At 46.3% G+C, this 16,407-nt stretch carries 11 protein-coding genes; 3 read left to right on the top strand and 8 right to left on the bottom strand.

Annotated elements, in window-relative coordinates; all coding sequences use genetic code 11:
• Positions 1-154: 154 nt before the first annotated feature.
• The 3 genes from GK108_RS02065 to GK108_RS02055 all read right to left on the bottom strand — a co-directional run bounded on the left by GK108_RS02065 (position 155) and on the right by GK108_RS02055 (position 5,432).
• Complete coding sequence (locus GK108_RS02065; protein WP_163942011.1) at positions 155-1,978, bottom strand: M61 family metallopeptidase; 1,824 nt, start codon at positions 1,976-1,978, stop codon at positions 155-157.
• Positions 1,979-2,103: 125 nt separating this feature from the next.
• Complete coding sequence (locus tag GK108_RS02060; protein WP_163942009.1) at positions 2,104-4,185, bottom strand: tetratricopeptide repeat-containing sensor histidine kinase; 2,082 nt, start codon at positions 4,183-4,185, stop codon at positions 2,104-2,106.
• Between the two features lie 206 nt (positions 4,186-4,391).
• A complete protein-coding gene (locus GK108_RS02055; RefSeq protein WP_163942006.1) occupies positions 4,392-5,432 on the bottom strand; it encodes a glycosyltransferase family 4 protein in 1,041 nt (346 codons plus the stop codon).
• Between the two features lie 277 nt (positions 5,433-5,709).
• Between GK108_RS02055 and GK108_RS02050 the strand changes: the two genes are divergently transcribed.
• Both GK108_RS02050 and GK108_RS02045 read left to right on the top strand, forming a co-directional pair.
• On the top strand, positions 5,710-6,762 hold the full coding sequence (locus GK108_RS02050; RefSeq protein ID WP_163942003.1) for a glycosyltransferase family 4 protein: 1,053 nt from the start codon (positions 5,710-5,712) through the stop codon (positions 6,760-6,762).
• A gap of 48 nt (positions 6,763-6,810) precedes the next feature.
• Positions 6,811-8,649 (top strand): ABC transporter ATP-binding protein, encoded by a 1,839-nt coding sequence (locus GK108_RS02045; RefSeq protein ID WP_163942000.1) that lies wholly within the window; start codon positions 6,811-6,813, stop codon positions 8,647-8,649.
• A gap of 6 nt (positions 8,650-8,655) precedes the next feature.
• On the opposite strand, the gene GK108_RS02040 is transcribed toward GK108_RS02045, so the two are convergent.
• The 3 genes from GK108_RS02040 to GK108_RS02030 form a co-directional block, all read right to left on the bottom strand.
• The gene (locus GK108_RS02040; RefSeq protein ID WP_163941997.1) at positions 8,656-9,897 is read right to left on the bottom strand and encodes a glycosyltransferase family 4 protein; all 1,242 of its coding nucleotides are present in this window, start codon (positions 9,895-9,897) and stop codon (positions 8,656-8,658) included.
• 183 nt (positions 9,898-10,080) lie between these two features.
• Positions 10,081-10,512 carry a LytTR family DNA-binding domain-containing protein gene (locus tag GK108_RS02035; protein ID WP_163941992.1) on the bottom strand — a complete coding sequence of 144 codons (432 nt, stop codon included), beginning with the start codon at positions 10,510-10,512 and terminating at the stop codon, positions 10,081-10,083.
• Positions 10,513-10,782: 270 nt separating this feature from the next.
• Positions 10,783-13,737: a hybrid sensor histidine kinase/response regulator transcription factor gene (locus GK108_RS02030; RefSeq protein ID WP_163941990.1), complete on the bottom strand. Its 2,955-nt coding sequence runs from the start codon at positions 13,735-13,737 to the stop codon at positions 10,783-10,785.
• A 250-nt stretch (positions 13,738-13,987) separates the two neighbouring features.
• On the opposite strand from GK108_RS02030, the gene GK108_RS02025 reads away from it, so the two are divergent.
• Positions 13,988-14,227, top strand: coding sequence for a hypothetical protein (locus GK108_RS02025; protein ID WP_163941987.1), 240 nt, complete (start codon positions 13,988-13,990; stop codon positions 14,225-14,227).
• A 47-nt stretch (positions 14,228-14,274) separates the two neighbouring features.
• On the opposite strand, the gene GK108_RS02020 is transcribed toward GK108_RS02025, so the two are convergent.
• Positions 14,275-14,754: an ankyrin repeat domain-containing protein gene (locus GK108_RS02020; RefSeq protein WP_163941984.1), complete on the bottom strand. Its 480-nt coding sequence runs from the start codon at positions 14,752-14,754 to the stop codon at positions 14,275-14,277.
• A 157-nt stretch (positions 14,755-14,911) separates the two neighbouring features.
• Positions 14,912-16,393, bottom strand: a complete 1,482-nt coding sequence (locus GK108_RS02015; RefSeq protein WP_163941981.1) for a capsule assembly Wzi family protein — start codon at positions 16,391-16,393, stop codon at positions 14,912-14,914.
• Between the last annotated feature and the right edge of the window lie 14 nt (positions 16,394-16,407).

Raw genomic sequence — 16,407 nt, 5'->3', positions numbered from 1 at the left:
CTCATCAGCGGCTTTTATCGTACTACTAATATACCTCAATATAGGGAGTGAGGTTGAAACTGACTAGATAGAAAGCCAGCCTACCATGTAGGCTGGCTTTTTTTGTGGCAGCCAGTTGCCTCATACATGATCCGTGTACATAAAATACGCCACTTTATTTGGTTGTTTTTGTTGCCAGCCAATTAGTACGAAACGTTTGCATATCAGCCGGGAGGCCACTGACTGCCTTCTCCAGCAAATCGACGGCAGGTAGCGGATCTTCCAGGAACTTCACCGACGCAACTTTTTCCTGTCCTCGATGGATGTACGTGATTTTACCCATATCGCCCGGTTTATGCTGACTGAGCCAGCTACGTAGCCCATCCACTTTAGTAACTGGCTGACCATCTAAAGCCGTAATCAGGTCGTCAATATCCAGGCCTGCGTCATATAGGGGCGTTCCTACTATAGTATTGCTACTAATCTGCAACCCTTTATCGGTCTCCGTGTACCGTACTGTCCCAACCCAGGCCTGGCCAGCATTTGCTTTTTTAACGACAAACCCAGCTTTAGCCAATAAGGGCGCATAATCGATCCGTTCATGTCCGTAGATGTATCGGCTAAAAAACGACCGGCCAAACTCATCATTCGTTAGTTTGCTTAACACGGATTGTAAACCATCAATGGTATAGGGAACTTCTGTTTTCCCGAATTGCTTCCAGACGGCCTGCATATACGTATCTAATGATTGATTGAAACGCTGACGTAATTCCAGATCCAGCGCCAGTGCCAACGAAGCTCCGTAGGTATAGTATGAGGTAAACATGTTCGGATAATTAGTCCGATCAATCGACACCCCGGCATCGACAAAAACAGCATGATGACTGGCATCAATGGGTGAATAACGAGTCGCACCTGGCGTATTTTGTTTCGTATTCAACAGGCTCGACAGCGTGCGGGTGTACTCCTCTAACGACGTAAAGCCAGCCCGAACCAGCAGCAATTGCCCGTAATACTGCGTAAACCCTTCGGCAAACCAAAGCTCATGGCTCATGTTGCTTTTCTCAAAATTGAACGGTTCCAGCGTTTTGGGGCGAATGCGCTCTACGTTCCAGCCATGAAAAAATTCATGGGCAAATACCTCAAATACGTTTTCGGAGCCAGTGAAAACCATAGGCCGGGCAATCATAGTTGAGTTTCGATGTTCCATTCCGTCACCCCGAACGTATGGGTTCAGGCTCGCCAGAAATGTATAGCTACCATAATCATAATCGGGAAATTCGCCATACACTGCTTTGGTCTGATCAACGATTCGCGCTATTTTCTGTGCAAAGCTACCGGCTACGGAATCGGCTACGTCGGCTTCCAGCGCCACCCGGAACGTAACAGGTTTTCCATTAGCGTTGGTCCGTTGCCACTCCTTGATAGCCAGCTGACCAATTTTAGTGGGCGAATCCATAAAATACTGCAACGTTGGGGCTTTAAACGTATAGCGATCCGATGTAGGAATCAGTTGCGTAGCCACAACTCCCTTATTGCCGTCCGGCAAATTGAATTTCACTTCAATAGGCAACTGATCAAATCCTTTGATCCATAAAAAAGTCGCAGGCATGTTGAGGTGAATGCTTTGCGGATCGATACCCAGATACGTACCATCGGCGTAGTTTCCGAACAGCGTATAGATAACGTTAATGGTTCCAGTATGGGTAGGCACTTCGTATACATCGCCATCCGTCCGATTGATTGTCAGCGGTTTGCCCTGCTGGTCATAAGCCCGCACATCATATACATTTTTTCCAAACTCGTGTGTAGCATACCGCCCTGGTGATGACCGGCTCATCCGGAACACGGCCGGTTTAGCAGGCAATTGGCTGACCGTTAAACTAATCTGTGCTTCGTGGTGAATGGCATTGGGGAATGATAACTCATAACGTATTGTCTGAGCAACGCCTGACCGGATCAACAGGCAGGCAAACAGGCTCGTAAGGAATAGTTTCATAAAACTAAGTAAACAGCAAAAGCCAGATCTGGCTCATGGTTGATGAACTGGGGCGAATCACGAAAGTAGTGATTTATGGTCTTGTACTTTGCAAAATCTCACGTTCGGATAACAACAGAAGGCATTTAGGCCACTAAACGGCTGGTGGGAATGTGCAGCCGGAACAAGGTCCCTTTTTCATTGAGCAGATCGAAATGGCCATCTAATTGCTGGCTCAGCGACATAATCAGACGCTTCCCAAACGATGGCCGGGAATCAGGCTTTCGCCAATCACTGACTTCAATACCGGGACCATTATCCTGCACCTCCAGCACAAGCCCGGAAGGAGCGGGACTGTTATCGCCGTGCAGGGCGATACGTAGCAAAGGCTCCTGCTGCTCCAGATAGGCGTATTTGAAAGCATTTGTTATTAACTCATTAACAATCAGACCTATTGGAATAGCGATATCGACATCTAGCTCCTGTTTTTCAATATCAATCTGCAGCTTGAACGTAGCAGGGTCATAGCCATAAGCCCGTATCAGGCTCTCAGCCAGGCTAGTCAGGTATTCGTCCATGTTGATAACTGTCAGTTGGTCGGTCCGGTACAATTGCTGATGAATCAACGACATGGCTTCAACCCGCTGCTGCCCAATCCGAACTGCCTGAATCGCCTTTTCATCGTGGAGGCTGTTTACCTGCAAATTCAGCAAGCTGGATACGATAGCCAGATTATTTTTCACCCGGTGGTGCAGCTCCTTCATCAGCGTACGTAGCTGATCCGACTGGCTTGACAGATCACGGCTATGCTGCGTAATAACCTCATTCTGAACCGAAAGCCGACGATTAGCCCGACGAATGACGTAGTACTGCCCCAGGAGGATACTCACCAGAATCACCAATATACCTACGCCACCCGTCATTAACTTAATTTGCTGAGAACGATTCTGGTTCTCCTTGTCGAGGCTGGCAATCTGCTCTAATCGCTTCTGGGTCTCGTATTTCGTCTCAATTTCGGCCAATTCGCGGGCTTTTTCTACGTCAGCCCGGGCTTTGATTTGCGCCAGCCGATGCCTTTCTTCCCGTTGGACAGCCGCAATTTGTTTCGTCTTATTGGCTTCAATACTGGCAATCTGCTCTGCTTTGGCCAATTCTAGTTCAGCCTTGATTTTGGCCAGTTCCTGAGCCTGCTGTAGCTCATACTTACCCTGTAGCTGCGTAATGGTCCGCGTTTTTTCCAGACTCATCAACGTATCTTCAATCCGTTTCTGCTCCAGTACCGATCTATAGGCTTTATCATACTGCCCAGCCGCTTCGTAAGCTTGCGAAAGCACACCATAGACCGATCGGGACAGGGGCACCTCTTTGCTACGCTTGACCTCAAATAAGGCTTTTTCGGCATAGAGCAGTGCCTTATCTGATTGTTTTAATCCAAGATAAGCCGTTGCCAGATTCCGATAATTATGAGCCAGACTGCTGCTACGGTCCAGTTTCAGATTAATAGGAAGTGATTTGTTCAGATACGCAATAGCTTGCTGATATTCGCCTTCTGCATTGAAATTCCGACCTAAATTATTATAAATGACCCGATTTTCATCAGGATTAATATTCGCCTGGTCACCCAGCACCAATGCTTTAAAAAAGCACTCCCTACCTTGTTTGAATTCGCCAAGATCTTCATAAAGAATACCCAGGTTGACATAGTTGTCGGCTAAATCCTGGAGTGAATTCAGGCGCTGGTTGATAGCAATAGCCTGTTGCATATGCTCAAGTCCCTGCCGAGTATAGGCCGCTACGTTTTGACTCTCGCCCATGGTCTTATAAAGCCATCCCATGTTATGATGCACCTGCCCAACCAGTCTGAGCTTACCACTTTTTGTAAATGCTGTAATTGCAGCCTGATCAAATGCCAACGCTTCCTCAAACATCCCCTTGCGCATGTGCATAGCTCCCTGAAGACGATTGTAGTTACCAAGACCCGCTACGTATCGACTACGTATACAAACTGACCGCATCAGTTTTAAATACTGAGTCGTTGAATCGAACTTATTCTGCTTATAAAAAGCGTTGGCTATATCATAAAGCGTATTAGCCCGGGTTGTATCGTGCAATCGCTTTGTAAGCGTCAATTTTAAGCTATCGATTAGTTTGTTCTGAGCAAACGTAGATTGGCTGGTTAGTAAGGCTACCCAAAAAATGCAACCAACGAGCCAATAGCGGATTTTCATAGAGAGACAGAATCTATAAGTCTGTTGTAGAAGCTGAGCGACAAACAAGCGACCATTTATACCCAATCAGCTACTTTGATTTCTATCTCAATGCAAGATTGGTGCACGCCAGGTTATAAAAACAACAAGATACTGACTATTATGGATAGACAAAAGATCAATCATTGACAAAGAGGGCCTACACCAGGCCCTAGGCTACCTTTTGGCTATTGCATAAGCGACCGATACACCGATACGTATTCCCTGGCGCTCTTATCCCAATTGAAGCGTTTGGCATTATCAATTATAGCCGTTGCCAATGCCTGTTCCTGGTAGGCACTCATACCCTTCTTAAACACATTCTGGATGGTGCTAGCCTCAAAATCCGTGAAATAAAAAGCCACTTTCCCCCCTACTTCTGGCAGCGACGTACGATCCGATAAAAAAACCGGTTTGCCAAATTGCATCGCTTCGATGACAGGCAAACCAAATCCTTCGGCAAGCGAAGGGTGCACTAAGGCTTTGCAGTGACTCAGATACCACATCTTATCCGCTTCCGATACGGTCCCCAACAAGTGTAATCGCTCAGCAACGTCTTCGTTTTGCGCCCATTCCTTCATCTGGCTTACATAAGCCGGGTCGTCGTGATGGCCGATAATAATCAACTCAAGATCAGGATTGCTTTGTAATAAAGGGAGTAGCACATGAAAATTTTTCTTTTTGTTTAGGTATCCAATACCCAATAAAAACTCTCTATTGGGTTTATAAGCCGCTACGTCTCCAACGGACGTCGGGCTCCTATTGAGTCCATTATAGATGACATGTACCGGCTTCCCGTTTGTATGACAATGGCTTAGCAGATCATTTTTCGTGAATTCAGAAATACAGACAATCGCATCGCTCTGGTCAATTAATGTCTGTGTCCGGGCAATACTTTTTTGTTGCTCCTGTTCTGGTTTTCCTTCGTGGAGTACATTCAAATCATGAACGGTGAGAACCACTTTCAGGTGCGGGAATTTGCGTTTGTTCGGCAAAATTCGTCCCGATTGAAACGGCGCATGCCACACTTGGCAATCGTTTAAAAAAGGTTGCAAAAACTTATGCCACTTACGCTCTACCAGATGCCAGGGTTCATCCGTAAGCGTCAATTTTTTATTTGGCGGAAGATACATACGCATCAACTCCTGCTCCTCTTCCAACAGCACGCTATTTATATGCTGAGCTAAATTCTGGCAATAATGATAGAGTCCCGAATGGGGAAACTTCATTAGATCGCAGTCAAGAATAATACGGGACATACAGCAAATCAGACATTTATACGCCAGGACCTTACAATCGTATTTTATGGGGTTGCGCAACATTAACCCTCTATAACCAGTATTCTTTACAGAGAAGTCCTTGATCACTCCAACCCTTATTCATCATAAAGTATCCTAGTACTAAACAATGGTTCGTTTTAGACTTGAACCGTTGTAATAGAAGTTACCTTTTTTGATAGGGGTATGTTTCAAGACTTCTTTATCCAACATGTTAAACTAGAGCCTTATGATTCGTATTGTGTTTGATTGTGAGCGAATGAAGTACATCAATACCGGACTGTACTATTATTGCCTCAATTTAGGGCGAGCCATCCAGCAAAACGCGTCCCAGGAGCAGTTATCGTTATTTATTCCCGAGCATGTACGATCGACCTTCGATCCTTCACTCTCCGCCATTACTCAACATTCATTACAGAAGTTCTTTATGCCCTCGCTAAACAAATTTGATGTTTGGCACAGCACGTATCAGAATTCGCAATACATTCCACAACGAAATAAGAAGATAAAAGTCCTGCTTACCATTCACGATCTTAACTTTTTGCACGAAGACAAAACGGAGGAGAAGAAAGCGCGCTGTCTGAAACATCTGCAATGTAATGTTGACCGAAGTGATGCTATTGTCTGCATCTCCGAGTTTAGTAAAAACGATCTGCTGAGCCATTGTGATACAAATGGGAAGCCGGTACATGTCATCTATAATGGCACCAATGGCTTGCCCAAACCGGCGCTGGAGCCAGAATCCTACCGCCCACGAACCCCCTTTCTGTTTAACATTGGGGTTATTGCCCGCAAAAAGAACCAGCACCGAATTCTGCCCCTGCTACGTTCCAATCCAAAACTCGAATTAATTCTGGCCGGTCGGCACGAGGATAAAGACTATGCTCGTTTTTTAAGACAACAGGCGTCGGACTTACGGGTCGACGATCGGATGCATCTGGTGAATGAAATTACCGAAGGCGAAAAATCCTGGTATTATCATAACTGCCAGGCCGTTGTGATGCCATCCCTGGCCGAAGGTTTTGGCCTGCCGGTTACCGAGGCCATGTCGATCGGCAAACCGGTATTCCTGTCGAAACACACGGCCCTGCCCGAAATAGGGAAGGATATGGCCTTTTATTTCCAGGACTTTGAGAATATGCAGGAAGACTTCATGGCCGGAATGCAATATTACAACAACGCGGGTAACCGAATAAAAGAAGCAATGAAAGCCTACAGCGCTACGTTTAACTGGGAAGATTCGGCCCGAAAATACCTCGATGTCTACCGAGCGCTGGCCTGACAACGTAGTGATGGTACTTTGCTTGTTTATTTACTGTAACTTCAACCAATGAAGATTTATAAACGGCTGATGGTGTATGCCCAGCCTTACGGACGATTTGTAATTCCTTTTTTCATTTTCACACTGATCAGTGTTTTTTTCAACGTATTTCAATTTGCGTTGATCATACCGTTGCTTAATTTTTTATTCGATCCGGTCAATACGGCCGATGCTGTCAAATATGAATCAATGCCAGCATTCCGGTTTTCGCCCGATTATTTTAAAGATTCATTTTATCATCTTATCTATTACTTCAAAACCACGAACCCTATTCATGCGCTCTACTTTCTGGCGGGCATGATTGTGGTGGCGGTGGTATTTACCAATACGTTCCGGTTTCTGGCCCAACAATGCCTGCTTAAGGCCAGAACGCTGCTGGTCAAACGGTTGCGAGAAGCCCTGTTCGACAAGATCAACCACCTGCATCTGGGTTATTTCACGAAAGAACACAAAGGTGATTTGCTATCCCGACTCAATGGCGACGTTTATGCCATTGAAAGCGTAGCGGGCAGTTCCATTGAAGTCGTGTTTAAGGAGCCCTATATGCTGATCGGCTACTTCGTGGCGCTCTTTCTGATTTCGGCCAAGCTAATGGTCTTCACGCTGATCATCATTCCGATTTCGGCCGTTGGGATTGCCGCTGTCACGAAAAAGCTGAAAAAAGAAGCTCAGGATGTACAGGCATCCATGGGCCGGATGCTGACGCTTATGGACGAAACATTGCTTGGCATGCGCATCATCCGCTCGTTTAACGCTACCCGGTTTGTTGTTGATCGATTCAGCCAGGAAAATGATTTCCACCGCAAGGCGAGTCTGGAAGGCTTTAAACGGCGGGAGTTAGCTCCTGCTTTTTCCGAAGCTTCCGGTGTATTCGTGGTGGCCTGTATTCTTGTGTATGGCGGTAGCCTGGTTCTGAACAGCGATAGTAATTTACAGGCCAGTTCGTTTATTGCCTTCATTGCCATTTTTTCGCAGGTGATACGTCCCGCCAAAGCCATTGTTGTAGCGCTGACCAACATTCAGCAAGGCCAGGCTGCGGGCGAACGGATTCTCGAACTGCTCGACAAACCCGTCGACATTCAGGATAAACCAGATGCTAAAACGCTGAATGGTTTCCACCGCGACATTGTTTTTGAGAATGTCAGCTTCAACTATTCGGATAAGCCCGTTCTTAAAAACATCAGTTTCCGGCTTGAAAAAGGAAAGAAAATAGCGCTGGTAGGCCCATCCGGCGTTGGTAAATCAACAATTGCCGATCTGATTCCCCGTTTTTACGAAGCAACAAAAGGCCGCGTTACCATCGACGGTACAGACGTAAGAGACTTCACGATGGAGTCGTTACGCAAGCAGATGAGTTTCGTAACCCAGGAGATTATTCTGTTCAACGATACTATTTTCAATAATATAGCGCTTGGCCAACCAGATGCCCGACTGGAGGATGTTATTGAAGCCGCCAAAATAGCCAATGCCCATAGCTTCATTATGGAAACCGAAGATGGCTACAATACCAATATCGGCGACCGGGGTATTCGCCTGAGTGGTGGCCAGCGCCAGCGGTTAAGTATTGCCCGAGCCGTTTTCAAAAAACCATCTATTTTGATTCTGGACGAAGCGACGTCGGCACTCGATATTGAATCGGAAAAATCGGTTCAGGATGCACTGGACAATTTGATGGAAGGCCGCACTACGTTGGTTATTGCCCATCGGTTAAGTACAATCAAAGAAGCCGACGAAATCCTGATTATGGAAGGCGGCAAAATTATTGAACGCGGCAACCATTTCGAGCTGCTCAGCAATAAAGACAGCGTTTATCGACGACTAAACACGATGCACGAAGTGCTGCAATAACGCTACTTATCGCCTTTTTACTACGTAGTCGATGGTCTTGTCGAACGTCGACAAGACGGTATTCCAGGTGTAATACTGCTGAACATACGCACGGCCATTTTGGGCCATGATAGACGTATCCTGGGTGAGTATTTGATTGATGGCTTTTTCAAAATCAGCATAATTCCGGTACGACAATCCGCCCTGGCTGCCCTCAATGTGATCACGTAGTACGGCACAATCGGCGTTGGCAATAACCGGAATACCAGCGGCAAAGCTTTCCAGCGTTACCATCGACAAACTTTCGTAGGGCGATGGCATCACCAGGGCTTTAGCACCAGCCAACAGCGTTGCTTTTGTTGGCTCATCAACAAAACCCGCAGTCACTACGTCGGGATGATCAGGAATTGGCATAAACGCCTGCCCTACCAGCACCAGTTTCAGCCCGGATGGATTGGCTTCTTTGTAGCGTCGGAACAGATCAAAGAGCAGGTCGCACCCTTTTGCTACGTCGATTCGGCCAATGTAGAGTACGTAGTCGGCGTTCTGGCCAAGTATGTCTGCGGGTGATTTCTCCGACACCGCTTCCGGCGATTCAATGCCAACCCCAATGATGTCGTTGTAGATAGTACTGTTCTTAAACTGCTTATGCACAAAGTCCTTTTCTGCTGGTGTCAGGAATAAAATAGCGCGTGGCTTTCGAAAGACAGATTGGAAAAAAGGCAGATAAATAGGGATCTCGTCGTGGGCAGTGGGAATAAAAATAGACTTTTCCGGTGCTACATTCAGCCCGATTACGGTAGGGTAGTAGAGATACGTAATAAAAATCAACGCATCGTACTGCTTATGGTTGTGTTTGAGATAATCGACCAGCCCAGGTGCATAGGGGCCCTGATACTGCGCCCATCGTTTACTATACTGGCGAACCGTTTTTCCAACAAGTGCCCGACCCCACATCCTTAACCAACCCAAGCCCTGCCACTCCTCCGGCCGCGACCATTTTTTTATTTTGGTTTCAACTTTTGAATACTCTTCTGCTTTATCCTGCCGTTCATATTCTGTTGCAAAGCGATGCACTCGAACGTTATTAATCAGGGTTGTTTCTTCTCTGTACCAGTTAGCCCACGTAACGTAATCCAGTGCGCAACTGGTCAGTACATCGACCTCATACGTAGCGGTTAACCGTTCGGCCAGAATGCGACAGAAATATTCCGCTCCTCCATTTACTTCTACTCCATAACGCTGAACAACAAAGGCAATTTTCTTCATTCTAGGGGGTAAATTAGGTTTCCCTTTACGTAATTAATCTACAGGAACGCAACAGGACTATGTTTAGATAACGCTCCATGTTGAACGAAATGATCAAACGAAGAGGATTTTGATTGTATTACCCACAAAAAATCCACAGTCATGATACACGACTGTGGATAATCTTATTAATCAGCAAGAACGTTACATACTATGCAGGCCAACACCCTGAACACTTAGGGACATCGTGCCAATAATAGGGCAACTTATTCCTTTTATGGCTTCAGCCAGCAAAAGATCCCGTTTAGCACTTTCTTCATCCAGCCGCTGCTTTACCAGACTTATGTTTCGGCGCGATATGTCTAACCGCATGCCATTTTTCATAATCAGGTAGCCGTATGGGCGCTTACCTCCCACAATGAAATAATGGTGAACGTGGCGGGTATTGATCAAACTAGCTTTATGAATACGGAGTAAACCAGGGAATCGATCAGCATACCATTTTAAGGTTCGGCTCTGAAGCTGAGTTACACCCGATACGCGATGGACAAAACTGTAATTGATGTCTGCTGTGATGACAACAATGTCGTCCAATGTTAATCGGTGTCGTACACCAGCAGCATGTAAAGTTGACATAAGCAATTCCCGGAAAGTTGTGGATCAGTTATAAAAGAGGAGAGAAAATTCCTGATTCGTTTGCATTGCTCAGGCTATTAGGCCTGTAGCGTAGCAGATTACTACCATGATGTGGATAAAAGCGGAAGCGCGCTTGTTGTTCTTTATGAATTTATAACAACAAAATTATTCCATGATTCAATGATCATTGTGTCAACTTAGGGGCACAAACGTATCATGTAGCCCATCAGCGTATCATATTAGGTATATTATCGTATCAGCACCCTAGTTCTAATCCGTTTTCAGGTACTCCGACGGTAGCTTTCCGAAACGATTTTTGAACGTAAGTGAAAAATGTTTCACCTGCCGCAGTCCAACTCGCTGAGCGACTTCTTTAACCGTACTTACCTTCCGATTCTCCAGAAGAAAGCGGGCTTGTTGCAACCGCGACTCCATTATGTACTGAGCCGGTGTTAACCCCGTAAGCCGTTTTACTTCCCGAAACAACGTACTTCGACTCACCGACAGCAGGTCGGCCAGCAGATCGGCGGTAAGATCAAAATTGCCCAGCTCCTGCTCTACGTAACGCTCCAGCCGTTCCAGCCAGTTTATATCGTTACTTGATGTGATTACGGGTAGCGCTATCGGTTCAGGTACGTTATCAGTCGTTGATTGCAGGCGAAGCGATAGCTGCGTAACCAGATTGGTTACACGCGCCATCAGTTCATCCTCATCAAAGGGCTTCACGATATAATCGTCTACACCTATACGTAACGCCTGTAATTTGTCCGACTTATCGGTTCGGGCCGTCAGCATCAGCACCGGAATGTGTCGATACGTATCAGCACTTTTCAGGGCGGTTAATAATTGAAATCCATCCATAACAGGCATCATCAGATCAGATATGATCAGAGCAGGCAATTGCAGTTGCGACGCCAACAGGTCAAGCGCTTCCCGACCGTTCTGAACTGTCAGCACCGTATAAGCGGGCTGAAGAATAGTTGTCAGATACTGGCGTAGACTCTGATCGTCCTCCACCAGCAATACGCTTTCTCTACTGGTTTCTATCTGTTTTTCAACAAGGTAATTACCCTGTAAAGCCTCTGAATCGGTGTCTGCTCTATCCCGATCCAATTGAGCTACCAATGGTGTTACAATACGCTTAGGAATTTCTACGTAGAAGCAAGCGCCCTGCTGCCATTGGCTTTCTACCCATATTTTCCCACCCAACAATCTGGTAAATTCGGCGGCCAGCGCCAGTCCGATGCCCGTGCCCCCTTCGCTGGGCGCCCCTGGCTGCTGGGTTTGAAAATACCGATCAAATACGTGTGGAAGATCGCCCGGATGAATTCCTCGCCCGGTATCCTGAACCTCCACAAGAATCCAATCTGCGGTTTCGCTGGTTTTTACGGTAATCTGTCCGTTAGAGGGCGTAAACCGAAACGCATTGATCAGCAGGTTATCAATAATCTTCTGAAACTTATTGACGTCAAGTGCAATTTGCAGATTCGGTTTAGTGTCAAACTGCCGTTTTAAGTGAACCGCCGACTGTTGGGCAAGTGACTCAAAATTAGCCACGATCTGACTCATCAGCTGATTTACTCGTACGGCGTCATAGACAACATCCAGTTTACCGGCATCGAGTTTTGTCAGATCCATAATTTCGTTTACCAGCTCAAGCAAACGACGGGCATTCTGATCAGCTGTTCGAAGAAGTTCTGCCTGGTGCGTAACCGGCGGAGTTTGCTTTAAAAGGCTACCGAGCGGGCCAAGAATCAGCGTTAAAGGCGTCCGTAGTTCGTGGGATACGTTGGCGAAAAACTGACTCTTCAACGTATCGAGCTGTCGCAACTGATCGGCCTGTTCAGCGGTTAGGGCCATTTGATGGCGGGTAGCCCGTTGGCTTTGCCCCTGAAAATAGAGTGCTACGGCGGCCGTTAGTAACAACAGCGTTACCAGCACAATAACGATAACTAAAAAGTGCTGCTGTTCTTCCTGTTGTTTCAGCAGTAAGTTTTGCTCCTGGTTATGAAAAATAGCCTCCCATTGAGATAAGGCGGCAGCATTCTGCGTTTGATAGCGCTGGCTTACGGTCTGATATTCTTTTTCCAGTGATGTCAGGGCATTTGTTACGTTTCCGTTACGTTTCGCCAGCTGATACCACAGCAGATTTGTTGATGTGGCATAGGATCGGTGTGGTGTCAGAAATTGACCTAGCGAATCTATTTTCTCCAGAACCTGAGTAGCTTCCTGCGTCTGATTTTTTGCCATGAGTATCTCAAATAGCTCCTGGTAGCCATACTCAACGTAAAACAGTTCGCCCGCTAACTGGCTCAACCGTATACTTTCCCGGACAAATGGCTCATGAAATTCCGCTAATGACGTCGGTAATAAACGGCTAGTCATCAGAAAAAGCCTGGCTTTTATTCGGGGAAGCGATTTGTTATTAGCCAGCGGAATCAGTTGCAGCAAATAATCGACGTGTTTATCAATTCGACCGGCATCGTCGTAGTTTAATGATAGAGCCAGCAATTCCTGCGCTATCAGAATGGTATCTTTTTGCGCAAAGCCGATTTTCAGAGCGGCCTGATGATAGGGAATCGCTTTCAGTGAAGCACCAAAATAAACGCGCCGGTTAATCATGCCCAGCACCGATAACGCATGCGCTTCCAGAGCCGGATCGTTCTCTTTCCTGGCCAGCGCCAGCGATTGATTCAGGAGCGAATAAGCCCTCGAAAAGTTTGTCTCCTGGCCGAACAGTGCCCGTGATAAGATCAGCTTTGACCAGCCCTGGAAAATCTGTAATGAATCAGCCAGTCGGACAGCTCGCTCACTATATTCCCGTGCCGTACCATATTTAGTTTGCTGCACGTAGTAAGCAGCTTTCAGAATAAGTGCAGCCAGATTACTACCCTCATAGACGTTAACCGACGTAGTGTTTATTGACCGAAGCTGCTTTTCAATACAGGCAGGTGTACTTATATACTGGTTGCTGAAGACTGGATAAAACCACTGCGCCGGGTTCGTTTTTTCAACGTTAATGATATGCTCAGGACAGGAAATCACTGCCTGTTTCATATGCAGCTGACACCAACCAACTAACTCTTTAATATTGCCTGGATCAGCAGGTTGACGCTTCGTTGGCGTTACGGCCGACCAAAAACTGACAGTGCTATCTGCCGGTTTCTGGGCCTCTACTCTGATTACGAACAGACAAATAAAAAAAAGAGGAAAGAGTTTACGCATCTGCCTGTAAAAGTAAGTCTATCGATCTTCTCTACCCTTAAAATATGATTATTTAATCCTTTGTCGCAGAGACTCGCGTTTATAAGTACCTGGCCTAGCAGCAAGCGTTCACTTACTTATATCTCCGTGTCCCATTTCAAGTAGTAATAACTATCCGAGCAAATTTGTTTGGGAGAATAGGATAGGGCGGCAGCGTAAAATGTTTGCTGGACTAGTAAATACAGTATCTTGTTACGTAATCCTGAATGCGATGCGGCTAACCTGGACATTTTACCCTAAACAACAGCCTGCTGTTACGCTCACGGTTATCTATTTACCCAAACTGGATGGGCAGTCCTCGGCGGGGTATCTGGAAATCAACAGCAACACAGCTTATGTCGGCTGGAATAGCTTTCGAGTTTTCAATCACGGTGACCAGACCGAAAAGAAAGCATTGTTTGCCTCATTGATCAGAGTAGATCAATTTAACCCGGTAGCCATCGACAATTAATTTCTCGGCGGCTAAACCTAGCTACTACGTACTATTTTGCAGGTTAGCTAACCAATTAACTTATTCTGAATCAAGGCAATGATCTCTTTCCGCTTCTTTGCCTTAGCAAACTCTAAGGGCGATTGTCCATCGTGCGACAGCAAATTTAAATTGGCATTAGCGGCTAACAGTAATTTAACGATGTCGATATTATCCTGCCAGATGGCATCGTGTAAGGCCGTATATCCGTTATAAGGCCCCTGTTTGTTGATATCGATATTATGTTCGATCAGGAGTTTAGCCGCATCTGTTCGACCAGCATAGGCAGCGGCATGGAGAGCGGTAGCTTTCATACCCGGATCAACCGCCGTTACGTCGGCCCCGGCTTCTAATAACGCTTTGACAATTTTATCGTACCCCTTATAAGCCGCCATCACTAATGGCGCATCCTGATTTCCATCCAGTTCATTAACATCGGCTCCGTTCTGAATCAGTTCTTCAACAAGGGGCAAATTATTTCTGTTGATCGCAGTCATTAAAGCAGTCATCGTCAGCGCTATAAATTGGTTAAGTGGTAAAAGTCACGATCTGCAACCTTCACCAAAGAAGAGGATAATTTCTACAAAGTATCTGAAGATTTGTCTCAGAAGCTAATTGCTTTATTTTCTGGATCAGAGCATAATTTAGTCATAACCAGAGAACGGCTCACCAGGTTTTTTGGAGGCTTATCCAACTACCTGCCGAGCGGGTTAAAAGCGTGCCCTCATCTACGGCCCCAGCTACCGTTATCGCTAAACCTTTTACGGGCAAAACCGCCCATCGGACCGCTACCGAAGCAGAAAATTGATCAAAAGGATGCGGATATGGCTTGCTGAATGTCCCTAGATTTCGGCTGTATGCCAGCCGGGTTTGAATGGTAGGTCCCTTATAAAAAGCGGCTTCCAGGGCCGTGTACCAGGCAGTAAGTCGATTATTCGGAAAAAAACTGCCCCCCAGATTCGCAACATCCGGCGCCATTTCGGTATAGGGCGCTATAAACGGCGTCCCAATCGTACGCCCCTGATACGTCCATCCTTCGCGATATTGGCTATGATTGAAGTAATTATCTGCCCCCTGATAACGAGCCGTTTGATCGAACGTATCACCACTCTGATTGGTGGTCTGAAGCCACTCCAGAACCCAGCGTTTCAACTGAAACTTAGCCGACGACAACTTTGTCTTTTGAAAACGAAGTCCTGTCAAACCATCGGGTACATTTTGTAGCGCAAGACCAGAGGCATCTTCGTATATATGCTGGTGGTATAATAACCAGTTTTGATCGGATTGCCGCCACTCAACCGCAATATCATAGCTGCCAATGTGATTGCCAATTCGATTGGTGCCATCAAAATCGGTAAATCGGTCATTTTGTAAGGCCTCTGGATAACGTCCGGTTATGAGCGACAGATAATCCTGAAACGATGTTGGCAGGTGTCCGTTAACAGCCAACGGAGTTCCAACCAGATAGTCGGCATGGCCACCCCACTGCACCTGATGATTCAGACCAGCCACTACCCGCACCCGCCAGTTTGGCTTACCCAACCGAACATATAGATACTTCTGATGCAGATAACTACCGCGTATGTAGCTATTGGCAAACCATCCATGCGCATAGCCCGCCCGAAAGGCCAGTAACTTTTTTGTAAAGCCTAGTTCAACAAAATCGGGGGTGTGAATCTGGATTTTGGGAATAGGAAGCGCATTACCGGACCAAACCACAAAACCGGAGGTTAGCAACGTATCGCCCAACCCAACCACTTCCTGACGTTTGCCAGCCAATAATTCGACCTTGCCCCACTTGATTTTCAGGTAAGCTTCGGGCAGTAGAAGGGTAGGGATTTTATACAAGGAAGGAGCACTAATTGTAGCAATACCTTTGATCCCAACGCCCCAGTCGAACCGTTTTTTTTGATGTGGTAACGTATCGGTTTGAGTCTGATAATCTTTTACAGTAGCCAATCTCAGCGAACTAAACGAACCACTTAAGGGAATTGTCCCGTTTTGATTCGCACGTAAGAAAAATGGAATATTGGCTGAGGGCGCAATGATACTGGCAGACTCGACCGAATGCTTCCACCCCGGCAGAAACTGCGCTAATGCCGTATGACTGTAAAGAAGTATGAGACTAATAAATAGACGTATTGTCATATCAACTAATTCTA

It is taken from the genome of Spirosoma terrae, from assembly GCF_010435915.1.
Taxonomy (GTDB): domain Bacteria; phylum Bacteroidota; class Bacteroidia; order Cytophagales; family Spirosomataceae; genus Spirosoma; species Spirosoma terrae.
The sequence above is the reverse complement of the archived record's forward strand: the minus strand, read 5'-3'. Positions and strand labels throughout refer to the sequence as shown.

What these genes read in the sequence shown, in the direction of transcription:
- GK108_RS02015 (WP_163941981.1), bottom strand. Translation starts at nt 16,393, where the DNA reads ATGACAATACGTCTATTTATTAGTCTCATACTTCTTTACAGTCATACG.
- GK108_RS02055 (WP_163942006.1), bottom strand. Translation starts at nt 5,432, where the DNA reads ATGAAGTTTCCCCATTCGGGACTCTATCATTATTGCCAGAATTTAGCT.
- GK108_RS02040 (WP_163941997.1), bottom strand. Translation starts at nt 9,897, where the DNA reads ATGAAGAAAATTGCCTTTGTTGTTCAGCGTTATGGAGTAGAAGTAAAT.
- GK108_RS02060 (WP_163942009.1), bottom strand. Translation starts at nt 4,185, where the DNA reads ATGAAAATCCGCTATTGGCTCGTTGGTTGCATTTTTTGGGTAGCCTTA.
- GK108_RS02065 (WP_163942011.1), bottom strand. Translation starts at nt 1,978, where the DNA reads ATGAAACTATTCCTTACGAGCCTGTTTGCCTGCCTGTTGATCCGGTCA.
- GK108_RS02045 (WP_163942000.1), top strand. Translation starts at nt 6,811, where the DNA reads ATGAAGATTTATAAACGGCTGATGGTGTATGCCCAGCCTTACGGACGA.
- GK108_RS02035 (WP_163941992.1), bottom strand. Translation starts at nt 10,512, where the DNA reads ATGTCAACTTTACATGCTGCTGGTGTACGACACCGATTAACATTGGAC.
- GK108_RS02025 (WP_163941987.1), top strand. Translation starts at nt 13,988, where the DNA reads ATGCGGCTAACCTGGACATTTTACCCTAAACAACAGCCTGCTGTTACG.
- GK108_RS02030 (WP_163941990.1), bottom strand. Translation starts at nt 13,737, where the DNA reads ATGCGTAAACTCTTTCCTCTTTTTTTTATTTGTCTGTTCGTAATCAGA.
- GK108_RS02050 (WP_163942003.1), top strand. Translation starts at nt 5,710, where the DNA reads ATGATTCGTATTGTGTTTGATTGTGAGCGAATGAAGTACATCAATACC.
- GK108_RS02020 (WP_163941984.1), bottom strand. Translation starts at nt 14,754, where the DNA reads ATGACTGCTTTAATGACTGCGATCAACAGAAATAATTTGCCCCTTGTT.